The following is a 14,452-nucleotide window of genomic DNA, read 5'->3' on the forward strand; positions in this document are numbered from 1 at the left end:
GGTCACAATCTATCCAGATCGGCGGCGATATCAGCGGCGATTTGGCGGGCATCGACATCGCCGCGCTCGGCCGACAGGCGCAGCCCCAACAAGTCGGACTGGTAGCGCGCCGCCAGCCGTTCGGGATCATGGTCGGCACCGATCTGCCCCCGCGCCTGCGCCTGCCGGAACAGATCGGCGAAACAGGTTTTCATCCGTGACAGATGGGCTGCAGCCAGTTGCGCCAGATCGTGGTCCTTTGCGCTCAACTCGGCATAGGTCTTGGCCAGCATGCAGGCCTTTGCGGGCGCGTTGGCAGCCTCGACAACCAAACGCGGCTGGGTCTTGAGCGCACCCAGCGGCCCCGACTCCCGGGCCAGGGCCTCAAGCCGCGCGACACCTTCATCCGCATAGCGTTCCAGCGTCAGGGCATACAAGGCGTCCTTGGACCCGAAGGCGGCGTAAAAGCTGCCTGGCTTCAACTTCAGCGCACGCTCGAGATCCTTCAGGGACGTGCCTGCCCAGCCCTGACGCCAGAACAGGTCTCGGGCCTGCGCGATCAGCGCGTCACGGTCATAGGCAGGTTTGCGGGGCATGTGATCACCAATTCTTGAACGATTACTCAAATATATACTTGAGTGATCGCTCAATAAAGCCTATTTCGGACTCAGCCGCCAGAAAAGGAGACCCAAAATGGCCGATTTTCCCTCGCATGACCTGAACACCGCCCCTGAAGGCTCGAAACCCCTGCTCGAGAAATCGCAGGCCGCGTTCGGCCGCCTGCCGGGCCTGCACAAGGTCATGGCCGAAAGCCCTCAGCACCTTGAGGCCTACCAGGTTCTGCACCACCTGTTCCTGCAGACCGATTTCGACAATGACGAGAAAACCGTCGTCTGGCAGACCATCAACGTCGAAAATGAATGCCACTATTGCGTTCCGGCCCATACCGGCATCGCCAAGATGATGAAGGTGTCCGACGAGATCACCGAAGCGCTGCGCAATGAAACCCCGCTGCCCTCGCCCAAGCTCGAAGCACTGCGGACGTTCACGCTGCAGGTGATGAACCAGCGCGGCAACGTCACTGACGCGCAGTTGCAGGCGTTTTTCGATGCGGGTTATTCGCACCGCGCCGTTCTGGACGTGATCCTGGGCCTGGCGCAGAAAACCATGTCGAACTACGTCAACCACATGGCCCAGACGCCGGTGGACGAAGTGATGCGCCCCTTCCTGTGGGAACGCAAGGTTGGCGAGCCGGCCTGATCCACTCAGGCGGGGGTGACGGTCGAGCCGTCACCCGCATCATTGACCACGAAAGACTGCGCCCGGTCGCCCAGTTCGGCGAACAGCTCGGGGCCTGTTCCGGTCATCCAGGCCTGCGCCCCCAGCGCGCAGATTTCATCATACAGCGCCGCCCGGCGGTCCGCATCCAGATGGGCCGCCACCTCGTCCAGCAACAGGATCGGCGGCGCCCCGACCTGCGCGGCCAACGCCCGCGCGTTGGACAGAATCAGCGACACCAACAGCGCCTTCTGCTCTCCGGTCGAACACTCACTGGCCGCAACGCCTTTGGCCGTATAGACCCCGTGCAGATCCGACCGGTGCGGCCCTACCAATGTGCGCCCCGCCGACAGGTCGCGGAACCGGCTTTCGGCCAGCGCCTCCAACAGATCCTGCGCGCTTTCGGGCATTTCTCCTTCGGACTGGACAAGTTCCAGTTCCGCCGAGGGAAAGGCGGTCTCGGCCTGTTCCTGCGCCGCGCGCAACTGCGCCAGAGCACCCAGCCGCGCAGTATGAATGCGATGCCCGGTCTCCGCCATCTGGGCTTCGAGCGCGGCATACCAATGCGCATCGCGCACCTGCTCTTTCAGCAGGCGGTTCCGTTCGCGCATGGCCTTTTCATAGGTCAACGCGGCCTCGGCATGACTTGGGTCGAAACTTAGCGTCACCCGGTCCAGAAACCGCCGCCGGCCTTCGGCGCCTTCGATCCAAAGCCGGTCCATCGCGGGCATCAGCCAGACGACCCGCGCCAGCTTGCCCAGATCGATCTGGCTGGCTGCCTTTCCGTCGATCCGGACCTGCCGCGCTGCACCGGCTTCCGACCAGGTTTCGATCTCGGATCGGCGGCCCTGAACGTCCAGCAGACCGCTCAGCTTCCATCCCAGCGCCTCGGGCCGACGCGTCATCTCGGCGGCGCTGGCCCGGCGCATGCCGCGGCCGGGTGAAAACAGGGATACCGCCTCGAGAATATTGGTCTTGCCGGCCCCATTCGGCCCGTACAAGGCCACCGGCCGCCCGTCCAGCGCCATTCGCGCCAGCTTGTGCGACCGAAAATGCGAGACCGTCAATTCGGTCAGGGCCAAAGCCATGACCCCTCCCTTCATACTTGTACAAACACGCGCGCCGGACGCATCCCGCGCCCGCGCGATCAGACGCGCATCGGCATCACGACATAGACCGCGCTCTGGTCATTGCCTTCGCGCATCAGGGTCGGGTCGCCCGCCGAGTTGAACAGGAACACCGCGTTCTCGCGGTCCACCTGGCTTGCGATTTCCAGCAGGTACTTGGCGTTGAAGCCGATTTCCAGCCGTTCGTCGCCATAGGCCACGGCCAGCTCCTCCTCGGCGGCGCCGCTGTCGGGCGCATTCACCGACAGGACCAGCTTGTCGCCGTCCAGCTGCAGCTTTACCGCACGGGACCGCTCGGACGACACGGTGGCCACCCGGTCGACGGCCTGGGCGAACTCGGCCGCGTCCACTTCCATCTTGCGGGTGTTGTTCTGCGGAATCACGCGGGTGTAGTCGGGGAAGGTCCCGTCGATCACCTTCGAGGTCAGCGTGATGTCGGGTGTGGCAAAGCGCACCTTGGTTTCGCTGACCGATACCGCGATGTCCATGTCGTCATCTTCCAGCAGCTTGCGCAACTCGCCCACCGTTTTGCGCGGAACGATCACGCCAGGCATATCGGCGGCGCCGTCGGGGCAATCCGCGTCGATCCGCGCCAGGCGATGCCCGTCCGTGGCCACGCAGCGCAACACCTTGCCGCCCTCGGGGCCATCCGTCACGTGCATGTAGACGCCGTTCAGGTAATACCGGGTCTCTTCCGTCGAGATGGCGAATTTGGACTTGTCGAACAGCCGCCGCAGCAGGGCCGCCGAGGCGGTGAAGTTCGACTGGTATTCCGAGGACGCCATCACCGGGAAATCCTCTTTCGGCAGGGTCGCCAGCGAGAAGTTCGACCGCCCCGCCTCGACCGTCAGCCGGCCAGCCGCGCTGTCGGCGATCAGCGTGACCAGCGCGCCATCGGGCAGCTTGCGCACGATCTCGTGCAGGGTCGTGGCCGCAACCGTGGTTGCCCCCGCCTTTTCCACCTGCGCGGGGGCCTTGTCGACCACCTCGATATCCAGATCGGTCGCGCGGAACAGAACCTGATCGCCCTCGGCCTCGATCAGCACATTGGCCAGGATTGGAATCGTGTTGCGGCGCTCCACAACGGACTGGGCCTGCGAAACGGCCTTGAGCAGCGTGCCGCGTTCGATGCTGATCTTCATACCCTCAATTCCTCTGATTTGAGTGCTTACATGGGCGGGACTGGCAAGTTAGCGGTTCAGCCCTGAGGCACAAGGATTTTTTACCGATTTCTGGGTCGGAACGCGCAAACCGTCAAGGTCCCGAGCGGCCCTGTGCCCCAGTTCCGTGGAAATCGTGGAAAAATGCGCACAGAAAAACCGCCCCCGCGCAGGGCCGGGACGGTTTTTCGAATTGCAGGGGCTCAGGCTTCGAGCGCGCGGCGCAGCATTTCCACATCTTCGGCGATCTGACCGTCGGTCAGCTTCAGCTCTTCGATGCGTTTGACGCCGTGCATGACGGTGGTGTGGTCACGCCCGCCAAAGCGGCGGCCGATCTCGGGCAGCGACCGGCTGGTCAACTGCTTGCACAGATACATCGCCACCTGACGCGGGCGGGCATAGGACCGCAGGCGTTTCGGCCCGATGATGTCGGACAGGCGGATGTTGTAATAGTCGGATACCTTGCGCTGGATCTCTTCGACGGTGATCTTGCGTTCCGAGGCGCGCAGCACGTCCGCCAGACAGTCCTGCGTCAGCTCCATGTCGATCTCGCGGCCGACCAGCGAGGCAAATGCGAACAGCCGGGTCAGCGCCCCTTCCAGAACGCGCACGTTGGTCGAGATGCGATGGGCCAGGAATTCCAGCACGCCATCGGCGATCTTCAGGTCGGGATAGGTCTTGGCGTATTGCTGTACCTTGTTCTGCAGAATGCCCAGGCGTAGCTCGTAATCGGTCGGGTGCAGGTCAACCACCAGTCCACATTGCAGGCGCGACTTGACCCGTTCCTCCAGATCCTTGATCTCACCCGGCGCGCGGTCGGCCGAGATGATGATCTGTTTGTTCTGATCCACCAGCGCGTTGAAGGTGTGGAAGAATTCCTCCTGTGTCGAATCCTTGCCGGCGATGAACTGCACGTCATCGACCATCAGCACGTCGACCGAGCGGAACAGGTGTTTGAAATCCATCATCCGGCGTTCGCGCAGGGCCTGCACGAAGCGGTACATGAACTGTTCGGCCGACAGATACAGCACGTTGAGCTCGGGGCGTTTGGTCTTCAGCTCCCACGCGATGGCGTGCATCAGGTGCGTTTTACCGAGGCCAACTCCACCGTACAGAACCAGCGGGTTGAAAGTGACGGGGCCGCCTTCAGAAACACGGCGCGCGGCGGCATGGGCCAGTTCGTTGGGCTTGCCGACGACGAAGGTGTCGAAGGTAAAACGTGCATCCAATGGCGCGGCCTGCAGCGACTCGAGCGCTTCATTGGTTCCGTTGCCTTCCGGTGCCAGCTCGATATTGACAGGCTCGGGCTGGTCTTCGACCGGCTGGACCGCGGCGGCGGGACGCGCTGGTGAGTTGGCGGCCACCCGGAAAGCCAGGCGCTGAACCGACTCTCCGGCCGTGTTCAGCTCGTACAGAATGAGGTCTGCAAAATTTTGACTGACGTAGTTCCCCATGAAGTTGGTCGGAACCGAAAATACGGCCACGCCTCCCTTCAATTCCTGAAATTCCAGTGGTTCAATCCAGGTCGTAAAATTGTTCCGGCCCACGGCCTTCAGCAATTTGTTACGCAGTTGTCCCCATTTTTCTTGTGTCATCCAGCGCCTCACGCATCCCAATATTTTTGACCTAATCGGCCTTATGATTGTGACCGGTATCCCGGTTCTTTTGCGTCCACTCGCGCACAGATATTCTGTCGCCGAAACCCCAAGAATCGGCGGGAATATCAGTGGTCACGACGCTTGCCTGTTTGACGACGACCAAAAAGTACGGCCGCCCAAACCGCGGTTTGCGCCACGCAGTTCCAGTTTTCGACAGGGCCAAGATCATCGGAGCAGCCGAGATCCGCAGCAGATCGTCAAACCGGTTGGCACCGGTTGCCGACATTCGCCCCTGGATCATTCTGATGCCCGTCAGTCCGATCGCAGGAACAGCCTGTCCCCCCAAGCGAGTGAATCGCTGAAACTGTCGTAGCAAGAGGCAGTGGGGCCGGGCAACGAAACTCTGATATTGACTCGGGTCTTTGGGCGAAAGAATCTCTCGGTTTCGTGAAGGCGCGGCATTCTGGCAACAACGCAAAAGGCGCCGCACCGGGCGACGCCTTCGAAACCAGAATGAACCAGCAAATGTTGACGCTAGGTCAACCCAGCGCTTTGACGCGCGCCGACAGGCGCGACATCTTGCGGGCTGCGGTGTTCTTGTGGAACACGCCTTTGGTGACGCCGCGCATCAGCTCGGGCTGGGCCGCGCGCAGGGCTGCGGTTGCGGCTTCCTTGTCGCCGGATGCGATTGCTTCTTCGACCTTGCGCAGGAAGGTGCGGATGCGCGAACGACGAGCTTTGTTGATTGCATAACGCTTCTCGTTCTGACGAGCGCGTTTCTTTGCCTGGGGCGAGTTTGCCATGTGTCTCTGACCTTTGTTCGGTACGTTTGTCTAGGGTTGCACGTCACGGAGTTACCCGCACCGGATCAGAAATCACGAGTGTGAATCGGGCCAAGCGGGCCGCACGCGCATGTATGGTCGCGGTCAATAGCCAAGTTTTCAGACTTTGCCAAGCCGATTCTCGGCCTTGTTGTCCGCCATGAAGAAAGGCGGGCAGCGCCCGCCTGATCCAACGTCTTGTCGGCACCGCCTATTTGTCGCGGAACTGGGCCGCGCGCTTTTCAAGGAATGCGGCCATGCCTTCCTTCTGGTCTTCGGTCGCGAACATCGAGTGGAACACGCGCCGCTCGAACAGCATGCCCTCGCTCAGCGGCACCTCGTAGCTGCGGTTGACAGCCTCTTTCGCGGCCATCGCGGTCAGCAGCGATTTCTCGGCAATCTTCTGGGCCGCGCCGGTCGCCTCTTCGATCAGCTTCTTGGCCGGCACCACGCGCGACACGAGGCCCGAGCGCTCGGCCTCTTCGGCATCCATGAAACGGCCGGTCAGGTTCATGTCCATCGCCTTGGACTTGCCCACGAACCGCGTCAGGCGCTGGCTGCCGCCCATCCCGGCGATGACGCCCAGATTGATTTCCGGCTGGCCGAACTTGGCGGTGTCTGCGGCGATGATGAAATCGCACATCATGGCCAGCTCGCACCCGCCGCCCAGCGCATAGCCCGCCACCGCCGCGATGATCGGCTTGCGGATCGCGGTGATCCGGTCGTTGGCGTCGGCGAACAGGTTGGTGGTGTAGACATCGACAAAGCTCATCTCGGACATCTCCTTGATGTCCGCGCCCGCGGCGAATGCCTTTTCCGATCCGGTGATGACGATGCAGCGCACCTTGTCATTGGTGTCCGCGTCCTCGAGCGCCTCGCACAGCTCACCCAGAAGCTGAGTGTTCAGCGCGTTCAACGCATCGGGTCTGTTGAGCTTGATTAGGGCGACGTGGTCTTCGATTTCGACGATGATCGTCTCAAAAGCCATGAGGTCTGAGCTTTCGGTTGTTCCGTTCAGGTCCAATTCCTTACCACGCGGAAAACTCGGATCAAGCTATCTTTGGCATTGCGCGCAATAGAAGGTTGAGCGTCCCGACTGGGTGATTCTGCGGATCTCGGCCCCGCAGCCCTCGGTCCGGCAGGGCTGGCCCTCGCGCCCGTAGACGTCGAAACTGTGCTGAAAATATCCAAGCTCTCCATCGGCTTGCCGGAAATCGCGCAGCGAGGATCCGCCGGCCTCGATGGCCTCGGCCAGCACCGTCCGGATCACCGGAACCAGGGCCTCGACCCGCCCGGCCGAGATCTGACCCGCCTTGCGACGTGGCGACACTCTGGCGCGGTAGAGCGCCTCGCAGACATAGATGTTGCCCAGCCCGGCAACGATTCTCTGATCCAGCAGCGCCGCCTTGATCGGTGTGGCCCGGCCGCGGAAGGCGTCGATCAGATAGGTCTCGTTGAAATCGTTGCCCAGCGGCTCCGGTCCCAGAACGGTCAGCAGCTTGTGCTGCTCGGCGGTGGCCGTGGGCAGCAGGTCCATCGCCCCGAACCGACGCGGGTCATTGAAAGTGATGCGCGCGCCGTTGGCCATGTGGAACACCACGTGGTCATGCTTCTGCGGCACCGGGTGATGATGCACGAACTGGCCCAGCGGATCGCCGGACACGGTCATGCGGCCCGACATGCCCAGATGAATTAACAGGGTTTCGCCGCCGCTCAGATCGGCTAGGATGTATTTCGACCGCCGCCGCAGACGTTCGACCCGCTGGCCGGCCAGCCGTTCGGCCATCCGCTCGGGGAACGGCCAGCGCAGATCGGGGCGGTTCACGTCCGCCCTTTCGATCACCACGCCTTCCATCGCAGGGGCAAGGCCGCGTCTAACTGTCTCGACCTCGGGCAATTCGGGCATTAGACGGCTCCTATTCCAAAGGGCCGCATTGTGCCCCGGTTTCCAGGCCCTATAACAGAGACGAAATTCGACGAACGGCAAGGCTTATGTCCGACAATAGCGACAAGACCACTCATTTCGGTTTCGAAACCGTCCCCGAGGCCGAAAAGGCCGGGCGCGTGCAGGGCGTATTCAACTCGGTCGCGTCGAAATACGACGTGATGAATGACGTGATGTCGATGGGCATCCACCGGGTCTGGAAGGACGCGATGATGGACTGGCTGGCCCCACGCCCCGGTCAGCGCCTGCTGGACGTGGCGGGCGGCACCGGTGACATCTCGTTCCGCTTCCTCAAGCGGGCGGGCCACGGCCATGCCACCGTTCTGGATCTGACCGAGCCGATGCTGATCGAGGGTCGCAAACGCGCCGAGGCCGCGCAGATGGCCGAGAGCCTGGATTGGGTGGCGGGCGACGCGATGGCGCTGCCGTTCGAGGACAACACCTTTGACGTCTACACCATTTCCTTCGGCATCCGGAACGTGACCCGCCCGCAAGAGGCCTTGAACGAAGCCTACCGCGTGCTCAAACCCGGCGGTCGACTGATGGTGCTGGAGTTCAGCCAACTGCCCAATGACGGGCTGCAAAAGCTCTATGACCTCTACAGCTTCAACGTGATTCCGCGCATGGGCAAGCTGATCGCAAACGACTATGACAGCTATCAATACCTGGTCGAATCGATCCGCAAATTCCCCGACCAGGATACCTTTCTGGGCATGGTCCGCGCCGCCGGTTTCGAGAACGCGAAATACCGCAACCTCAGCATGGGCATCGCCGCCCTGCATTCCGGCTGGAAGATCTGACGCATGCGCGGCCCCCACAACATCATCCGCCTGATCCGCACAGGCGCCACGCTGGAGCGCACCGGCGCCATGAACGTGGTGCTGGACGCGTTCGAGGCTCCGCGCGCGTTGCGGATCGTGGCCCACACCTTAGGCAAACCGTTCCAATGGCTGGGCTACAAGGGCGACCCGTCCATGCCGCCGGCGACCCGGGCGCTGACCGCCCTGGGCCCGGCCTACATCAAGTTCGGTCAGGTCCTGTCCACGCGCCCCGATGTCGTCGGCGAAGAGCTGGCCGAACAGCTGCGCGTCCTGCAGGACAAGCTGCCCCCCTTTCCACGCGACGTGGCCATGGCCGAGGTCGAAAAGGAGTTGGGACAACCTCTGGACGAGATGTTCTCGGAGTTCAGCGAACCGATCGCGGCCGCCTCGATTGCGCAAGTCCACAAGGCGAAATTGGCCAGCACCGGCGAGGATGTGGCCGTCAAGGTCCTGCGCCCCGGCATCGAACGCGCCTTCCGCAAGGATGTGGATGCGTTCTATTTCGCCGCCCGGATCGTCCAGCTTTTCGCCCCCGGTGCGCGCCGACTGCGCCCGATGGAAGTGATCGAGCATTTCGACGGCGTCGTCCGCGGCGAACTGGATCTCAGGCTCGAAAGCTCGGCGGCCTCAGAATTTGCCGCCAACACGCAGAATGACGAAGGCTTCTGGCTACCGCCCGTGGTCTGGTCCTTGTCCGCGCGCCGGGTCATGACGCTCAGCTGGGCTGACGGCATCCCCTTGGGCGACAATGCCGCGCTGGACGCCGCCAATCACGACCGCCGCGATCTGGCCGAGCGCGTGCTGCGCCTGTTCCTGCTGCACGCCCTGCGCGATGGCTTCTTCCACGCCGACATGCATCAGGGCAACCTCAAGGTCGCCGCGAACGGCGACATCATCGCCTATGACTTCGGCATCATGGGCCATATCGACGAATACACCCGCCGCGTCTATGCCGAGATCCTCTTCGGCTTCATTCGCCGCGACTACAAGCGCGTGGCCGAGGTGCATTTCGAGGCCGGCTATGTCCCGGCCGACCAGGACGTCGATGAATTCGCCCGCGCCCTGCGCGCGGTCGGCGAGCCGATCTTTGGCATGGATGCCACCCATATCTCGATGGGCCGCCTGCTGAATTACCTGTTCGAGGTGACCGAACGCTTCGGCATGGAAACCCGCACCGAACTGATCCTGCTGCAACGCACGATGGTGGTGGTCGAAGGCGTCGCCCGCTCGCTCGACCCGCATATGAACATCTGGGAGGTCGCCCGCCCCGTGGTCGAGGACTATATCAAGCAGTCCATCGGCCCCCGCGCCGCCCTTCGTGATTTAGGAAAAACAGCGCTGGTTCTTGCACGGTTCGGGCCCCGCCTGCCTGATCTGGTCGAAAATGCCCTGATCGCTCAGACCCGCAAGGATGATCCCTCCGGGTCAGATTTCTGGCCCAAGGCCATTCCCGCCGCGATCGGAGCAGCCGCCGGGGCAGTGGCCGTCCTGATCCTTGCGGGCCTGGGCTGACAGACGCCGCCGCTTTATCTGGCCAAAAATATCCTCGGGGGGAATCGCGCCCCGGCGCGATGGGGGGCAGACAGCCCCCCGGCCCAGCCTCGGATCAGAGCCGTTCGATGGCGATGGCAATCCCCTGCCCGCCACCGATGCACATGGTGATCAACCCTTTCGACCCACCGATGCGCTCCAACTCGTACAAAGTCTTCAGCGTGATGATCGCCCCGGTGGCCCCCACCGGATGACCCAGGGCGATGGCTCCGCCATTCGGGTTCACCTTGGCCGGATCCAGCTCCAGTTCCTTGTTCACCGCCAGCGCCTGGGCGGCAAAGGCCTCGTTACTTTCGATCACGTCGAAATCGCCCGCCGACAGGCCGGTTCGCTCCAAAAGGTTGCGCACGGCCGGAACCGGGCCGATCCCCATGACTTCTGGGCGAACGCCGGCATGGGCATAGCCCAGGATACGCGCCTTGGGTTTCAGGCCGGCTTTCTCGGCGGCATCGGCCGTGGCCAGAACCATCGCCGCCGCGCCGTCATTGATGCCCGAGGCGTTGCCCGCGGTCACACGCCCGTCCTTCTGGAACACCGGGCGCAACCCGGCCAGGGCTTCGGCCGTGGTGGCCTTGGGATGCTCGTCGACCTTGAAATCGACCATGTCGCGCTTGACCTTGACCTGCACCGGCGCGATCTGGCTGTCGAAATAGCCCGCCTCGATCGCAGCCGCCGCGCGCTGCTGGCTGGCCAGCGCAAACGCGTCCATCTCCTCGCGCGTGATCTGGTGTTCATCGGCAACGTTCTCGGCGGTGACGCCCATATGCCCGGTCCCAAACGGGCAGTTCAGCGCGCCCAGCATCATGTCCAGCGACTTGATGTCGCCCATCTTGGCGCCCCAACGCGCCTGCGGAACGATGTAAGGGCTGCGCGACATGCTCTCGGCGCCGCCGGCCACGGCAAATTCGGCATCCCCCAGCATCAGCGATTGAACCGCCGATACGATGGCCTGCGCGCCCGACCCGCACAGCCGGTTCACGTTCATCGCCGGGGTGCCGTTCGGAATGCCCGCCTGCATCGCCGCGACGCGGGACAGGTACATGTCGCGCGGCTCGGTGTTGATGACATGTCCGAACACCACATGCCCGATCCGGTCGCCTTCGACGCCGGATTTCTCAAGCGCGGCCTTGGTCACGACGGTGGCCAGATCAATCGGCGGGGTCGCGGCCAGCGACCCTCCGAACGTACCGATTGCGGTGCGGGCACCGTCCAGAATCACGATGTCGGTCATGTCTCTCTCCTCTTGGATTTGCGCGCAGTATGCACCCGCAGCATGGGCCTGTCGCGCGGGACGTTCCGTCATCGGCGGAATTGACAATTCACGCCTGGACGCGCAAGAAATTCCGCCATGACGGAAAACTCAGACGATATCCTGACACGCCTGCCCGCCCGCCTGAAAGAGGCCCGGCGCGCCAAGGGACTGTCACTGGAAGCGGTGGCCAATCTCAGCGGCGTGTCCCGGTCGATGGTCAGCCAGATCGAACGCGGCGAAAGCAGCCCCACGATCTCGACCCTGTGGAACCTGACCCGTGCGCTGCAGGTCGATTTCGCCGGTCTGCTGGAAGAGTCCGAGACCACCGACCAGATCGAAGTACTGCGCAGCGCCGAGGTGCCCAGCATCGACAATATGGGCCAGTCCTGCCGGATCCGCATCCTCTCGCCACCCGAGGAGGCCGGGGGCCACGAGGTCTATGATATCCGGTTCGACGCAAACGGAGCGCTGAACAGCCAGCCCCATGCCCGCGGCGCGCGCGAACAGCTGACCGTGCTGGAAGGGGCCGTCCGCGTCACCTCGGGCGCCGCAACGATGGAACTGCAGCAGGGCGACACGGCCCGTTATGCGGCCGACGTGGCCCACGCCATCGCGGCACCGGACGGACCCGCCCGCGTGTTCCTGATCGTCAAGAACGCCTGATCCGCGGAGATCGGCCGATTTCCGCCTTCACGGATTTTTTTCCGCCATACTGAAAATCTCCTATTTGGGACGCGCGTCCGTTATGTTAGATACGCGACTCAGAAAAAGGAGATCGCCATGGCTGATGCATTCCTGTCCCACGTTTCGGACACCCTCTCGCAGATCAAGGCGGAAGGCCTGTACAAGACGGAACGAATGATCACCTCGCCCCAGGGCGGCGAGATCACGGTGGGCGGACGTCAGGTCATCAACCTGTGCGCCAACAATTACCTGGGTCTGGCCGACCATCCGGCGCTGATCGAGGCCGCGAAGAACGCGATGGAGCCCAAAGGGTTCGGCATGGCCTCGGTCCGGTTCATCTGCGGCACGCAGGACATCCACCGCGAGCTGGAGCAGCGGCTGGCCAAGTTTCTGGGCAAGGACGATTCGATCCTGTTCGCAGCGTGCTTCGACGCCAATGGCGGGTTGTTCGAACCCCTGCTGGGACCCGAGGATGCCATCATCTCGGACAGTCTGAACCATGCCTCGATCATCGACGGAGTCCGGCTGTGCAAGGCCAAGCGCTATCGCTACATGAACAATGACATGAACGACCTCGAAGCCTGGCTGAAACAGGCGCGCGAGGACGGGGCGCGGCACATCATGATCGCGACCGACGGAGTGTTCTCGATGGATGGCTACCTGGCCAACCTGCCCAGGATCCGCGAACTGGCCGACAAATACGACGCGGTGGTGATGGTCGATGACTGCCACGCCACCGGCTTCATGGGGCCGCGCGGCGCGGGCACGCCGGATCATTTCGGCGTGGACGTGGACATTCTGACCGGGACATTGGGCAAGGCACTTGGGGGGGCAATCGGCGGTTACATCGCCGGGCCGCAGCCAGTGATCGACCTGCTGCGGCAGCGGGCGCGGCCCTATCTGTTCTCGAATTCGCTGCCGCCTTCCATCGTCGCCGCCGGGCTCGAGGCGATCCGCCTGGTCGAAGAGGGCGACATGCTGCGCAAGCAACTGTTCGGCAACGCCAAATACTGGCGCACCGGGCTGGAGAAGCTGGGGTTCGACCTGCTGCCGGGTGAACATCCGATCATCCCCGTGATGCTGGGCGAGGCGCAGCTGGCGCAGGACATGGCCGCCCGCCTGTTCGACGAAGGCGTCTATGTCTCGGGCTTCTTCTTCCCGGTGGTCCCGCGTGGCCAGGCCCGCATCCGCACCCAGATGAACGCGGCGCTGACCCGCGACGAGTTGGACCGCGCTCTGGCCGCCTTCGGCAAGGTCGGAAAGGCGTTGGGGGTCATCTGATGGTTCTGAACTCGGTCATCGACGCGATCGGCGATACGCCCCTGATCGAGCTGTCCCGGGTTTGCCAAATACTGGATCTGGACGGCCGTATTCTAGCAAAGCTGGACTATCTGCTGCCGGGCTTTTCGAAAAAGGATCGGGCCGCCCGGTCTATCATCGAACAGGCCCGCGCCGACGGCAGCCTGATCCCGGGGCAGACGGTGGTCGAGCTGACCTCAGGCAACATGGGCACCGGCCTGGCGATTGTCTGCGGCATTCTGGGGCACCCGTTCGTGGCGGTCATGAGCGCAGGGAACTCGGTCGAACGCGCCCGCATGATGCGCGCCTTGGGCGCCGAGGTGGTGATCGTCCCTCAGGCCGAAGGCGGCAAACCGGGCGAAGTCTCGGGCGCCGACCTGGCGCTGGTGGATGACGCCGCCCGCCGCATCACCGCCGAGCGCAACGCATTCCGCGCCGATCAGTTCGGCCACGCGGGCAACCCCAAGGCCCATGCCGCCGGGACGGGTCCGGAAATCTGGGCCCAATCAGCAGGTGCCGTGACAGCCTTTTGTGATTTTGCCGGCTCTGGCGGCACACTTGCCGGGGTCTCTGACTACCTGTCACCCCTTGGGGTGCGGTGCTATGCGGTCGAGCCCGACGGCGCTCGTGCCTTGGCCGGTGAACCCGTCCGTGCGCCCGATCATCCGATCCAGGGCGGTGGTTATGCGATGTCGGTTTTGACGCATCTGAACGGAGCGAAATTGGCCGGTCATCTGTCCGTCACCGGCGCATCAGCGCGCGACGCCGCCCGCCTGTTGGCCCGCACCGAAGGCATCTTTGCGGGCTTTTCCGCCGGGGCGAACCTGGCTGCCGCCATCGACCTGCTGCGTGGCCCCGAACGCGGTGGCTGCATCGCCATCGTGATGTGTGACAGCGGCTTGAAATACCTGTCGACCGATTTGTGGGAGTGATCCGG

14 protein-coding genes are annotated in these 14,452 nt (G+C 63.3%); 6 read left to right on the forward strand and 8 right to left on the reverse strand.

Annotated elements, in window-relative coordinates:
• Nucleotides 1-2 precede the first annotated feature (2 nt).
• A complete protein-coding gene (locus ACR0IR_RS14995; protein ID WP_170365545.1) occupies nucleotides 3-575 on the reverse strand; it encodes a TetR/AcrR family transcriptional regulator in 573 nt (190 codons plus the stop codon).
• A 97-nt stretch (nucleotides 576-672) separates the two neighbouring features.
• Between ACR0IR_RS14995 and ACR0IR_RS15000 the strand changes: the two genes are divergently transcribed.
• Complete coding sequence (locus ACR0IR_RS15000; protein WP_170365547.1) at nucleotides 673-1,239, forward strand: carboxymuconolactone decarboxylase family protein; 567 nt, start codon at nucleotides 673-675, stop codon at nucleotides 1,237-1,239.
• A gap of 5 nt (nucleotides 1,240-1,244) precedes the next feature.
• On the opposite strand, the gene recF is transcribed toward ACR0IR_RS15000, so the two are convergent.
• The 6 genes from recF to mutM all read right to left on the reverse strand — a co-directional run bounded on the left by recF (nucleotide 1,245) and on the right by mutM (nucleotide 7,869).
• Nucleotides 1,245-2,345 (reverse strand): DNA replication/repair protein RecF, encoded by a 1,101-nt coding sequence (recF, locus tag ACR0IR_RS15005; protein WP_170365549.1) that lies wholly within the window; start codon nucleotides 2,343-2,345, stop codon nucleotides 1,245-1,247.
• Nucleotides 2,346-2,404: 59 nt separating this feature from the next.
• Nucleotides 2,405-3,526: a DNA polymerase III subunit beta gene (dnaN, locus tag ACR0IR_RS15010; RefSeq protein WP_170365551.1), complete on the reverse strand. Its 1,122-nt coding sequence runs from the start codon at nucleotides 3,524-3,526 to the stop codon at nucleotides 2,405-2,407.
• 221 nt (nucleotides 3,527-3,747) lie between these two features.
• Nucleotides 3,748-5,139 carry a chromosomal replication initiator protein DnaA gene (dnaA, locus tag ACR0IR_RS15015; RefSeq protein WP_170365553.1) on the reverse strand — a complete coding sequence of 464 codons (1,392 nt, stop codon included), beginning with the start codon at nucleotides 5,137-5,139 and terminating at the stop codon, nucleotides 3,748-3,750.
• 542 nt (nucleotides 5,140-5,681) lie between these two features.
• Nucleotides 5,682-5,945, reverse strand: a complete 264-nt coding sequence (gene rpsT, locus ACR0IR_RS15020; protein WP_005979273.1) for a 30S ribosomal protein S20 — start codon at nucleotides 5,943-5,945, stop codon at nucleotides 5,682-5,684.
• Nucleotides 5,946-6,174: 229 nt separating this feature from the next.
• Nucleotides 6,175-6,951 (reverse strand): enoyl-CoA hydratase, encoded by a 777-nt coding sequence (locus tag ACR0IR_RS15025; RefSeq protein ID WP_073279647.1) that lies wholly within the window; start codon nucleotides 6,949-6,951, stop codon nucleotides 6,175-6,177.
• Nucleotides 6,952-7,017: 66 nt separating this feature from the next.
• On the reverse strand, nucleotides 7,018-7,869 hold the full coding sequence (gene mutM / locus ACR0IR_RS15030; protein ID WP_170365554.1) for a bifunctional DNA-formamidopyrimidine glycosylase/DNA-(apurinic or apyrimidinic site) lyase: 852 nt from the start codon (nucleotides 7,867-7,869) through the stop codon (nucleotides 7,018-7,020).
• 86 nt (nucleotides 7,870-7,955) lie between these two features.
• Between mutM and ubiE the strand changes: the two genes are divergently transcribed.
• Together ubiE and ubiB are read left to right on the forward strand one after the other, a co-directional pair.
• Nucleotides 7,956-8,708, forward strand: a complete 753-nt coding sequence (gene ubiE, locus ACR0IR_RS15035; RefSeq protein WP_170365556.1) for a bifunctional demethylmenaquinone methyltransferase/2-methoxy-6-polyprenyl-1,4-benzoquinol methylase UbiE — start codon at nucleotides 7,956-7,958, stop codon at nucleotides 8,706-8,708.
• A gap of 3 nt (nucleotides 8,709-8,711) precedes the next feature.
• Nucleotides 8,712-10,241 carry a 2-polyprenylphenol 6-hydroxylase gene (gene ubiB / locus ACR0IR_RS15040; RefSeq protein WP_170365558.1) on the forward strand — a complete coding sequence of 510 codons (1,530 nt, stop codon included), beginning with the start codon at nucleotides 8,712-8,714 and terminating at the stop codon, nucleotides 10,239-10,241.
• Between the two features lie 94 nt (nucleotides 10,242-10,335).
• Here the strand turns inward: ubiB and ACR0IR_RS15045 are convergent, their stop codons facing one another.
• Nucleotides 10,336-11,511 (reverse strand): acetyl-CoA C-acyltransferase family protein, encoded by a 1,176-nt coding sequence (locus ACR0IR_RS15045; protein WP_170365560.1) that lies wholly within the window; start codon nucleotides 11,509-11,511, stop codon nucleotides 10,336-10,338.
• Between the two features lie 117 nt (nucleotides 11,512-11,628).
• Between ACR0IR_RS15045 and ACR0IR_RS15050 the strand changes: the two genes are divergently transcribed.
• The 3 genes from ACR0IR_RS15050 (at nucleotide 11,629) to ACR0IR_RS15060 (ending at nucleotide 14,447) form a co-directional block, all read left to right on the forward strand.
• Nucleotides 11,629-12,195 carry a helix-turn-helix domain-containing protein gene (locus ACR0IR_RS15050; RefSeq protein WP_005979289.1) on the forward strand — a complete coding sequence of 189 codons (567 nt, stop codon included), beginning with the start codon at nucleotides 11,629-11,631 and terminating at the stop codon, nucleotides 12,193-12,195.
• Nucleotides 12,196-12,312: 117 nt separating this feature from the next.
• Nucleotides 12,313-13,497, forward strand: coding sequence for a glycine C-acetyltransferase (locus ACR0IR_RS15055; protein WP_170365562.1), 1,185 nt, complete (start codon nucleotides 12,313-12,315; stop codon nucleotides 13,495-13,497).
• The gene (locus ACR0IR_RS15060) at nucleotides 13,497-14,447 is read left to right on the forward strand and encodes a PLP-dependent cysteine synthase family protein (protein WP_170365564.1); all 951 of its coding nucleotides are present in this window, start codon (nucleotides 13,497-13,499) and stop codon (nucleotides 14,445-14,447) included. Before ACR0IR_RS15055 ends, ACR0IR_RS15060 begins: the two co-directional genes overlap by 1 nt.
• Nucleotides 14,448-14,452 lie beyond the last annotated feature (5 nt).

It is taken from the genome of Ruegeria sp. CF2, assembly GCF_056537385.1.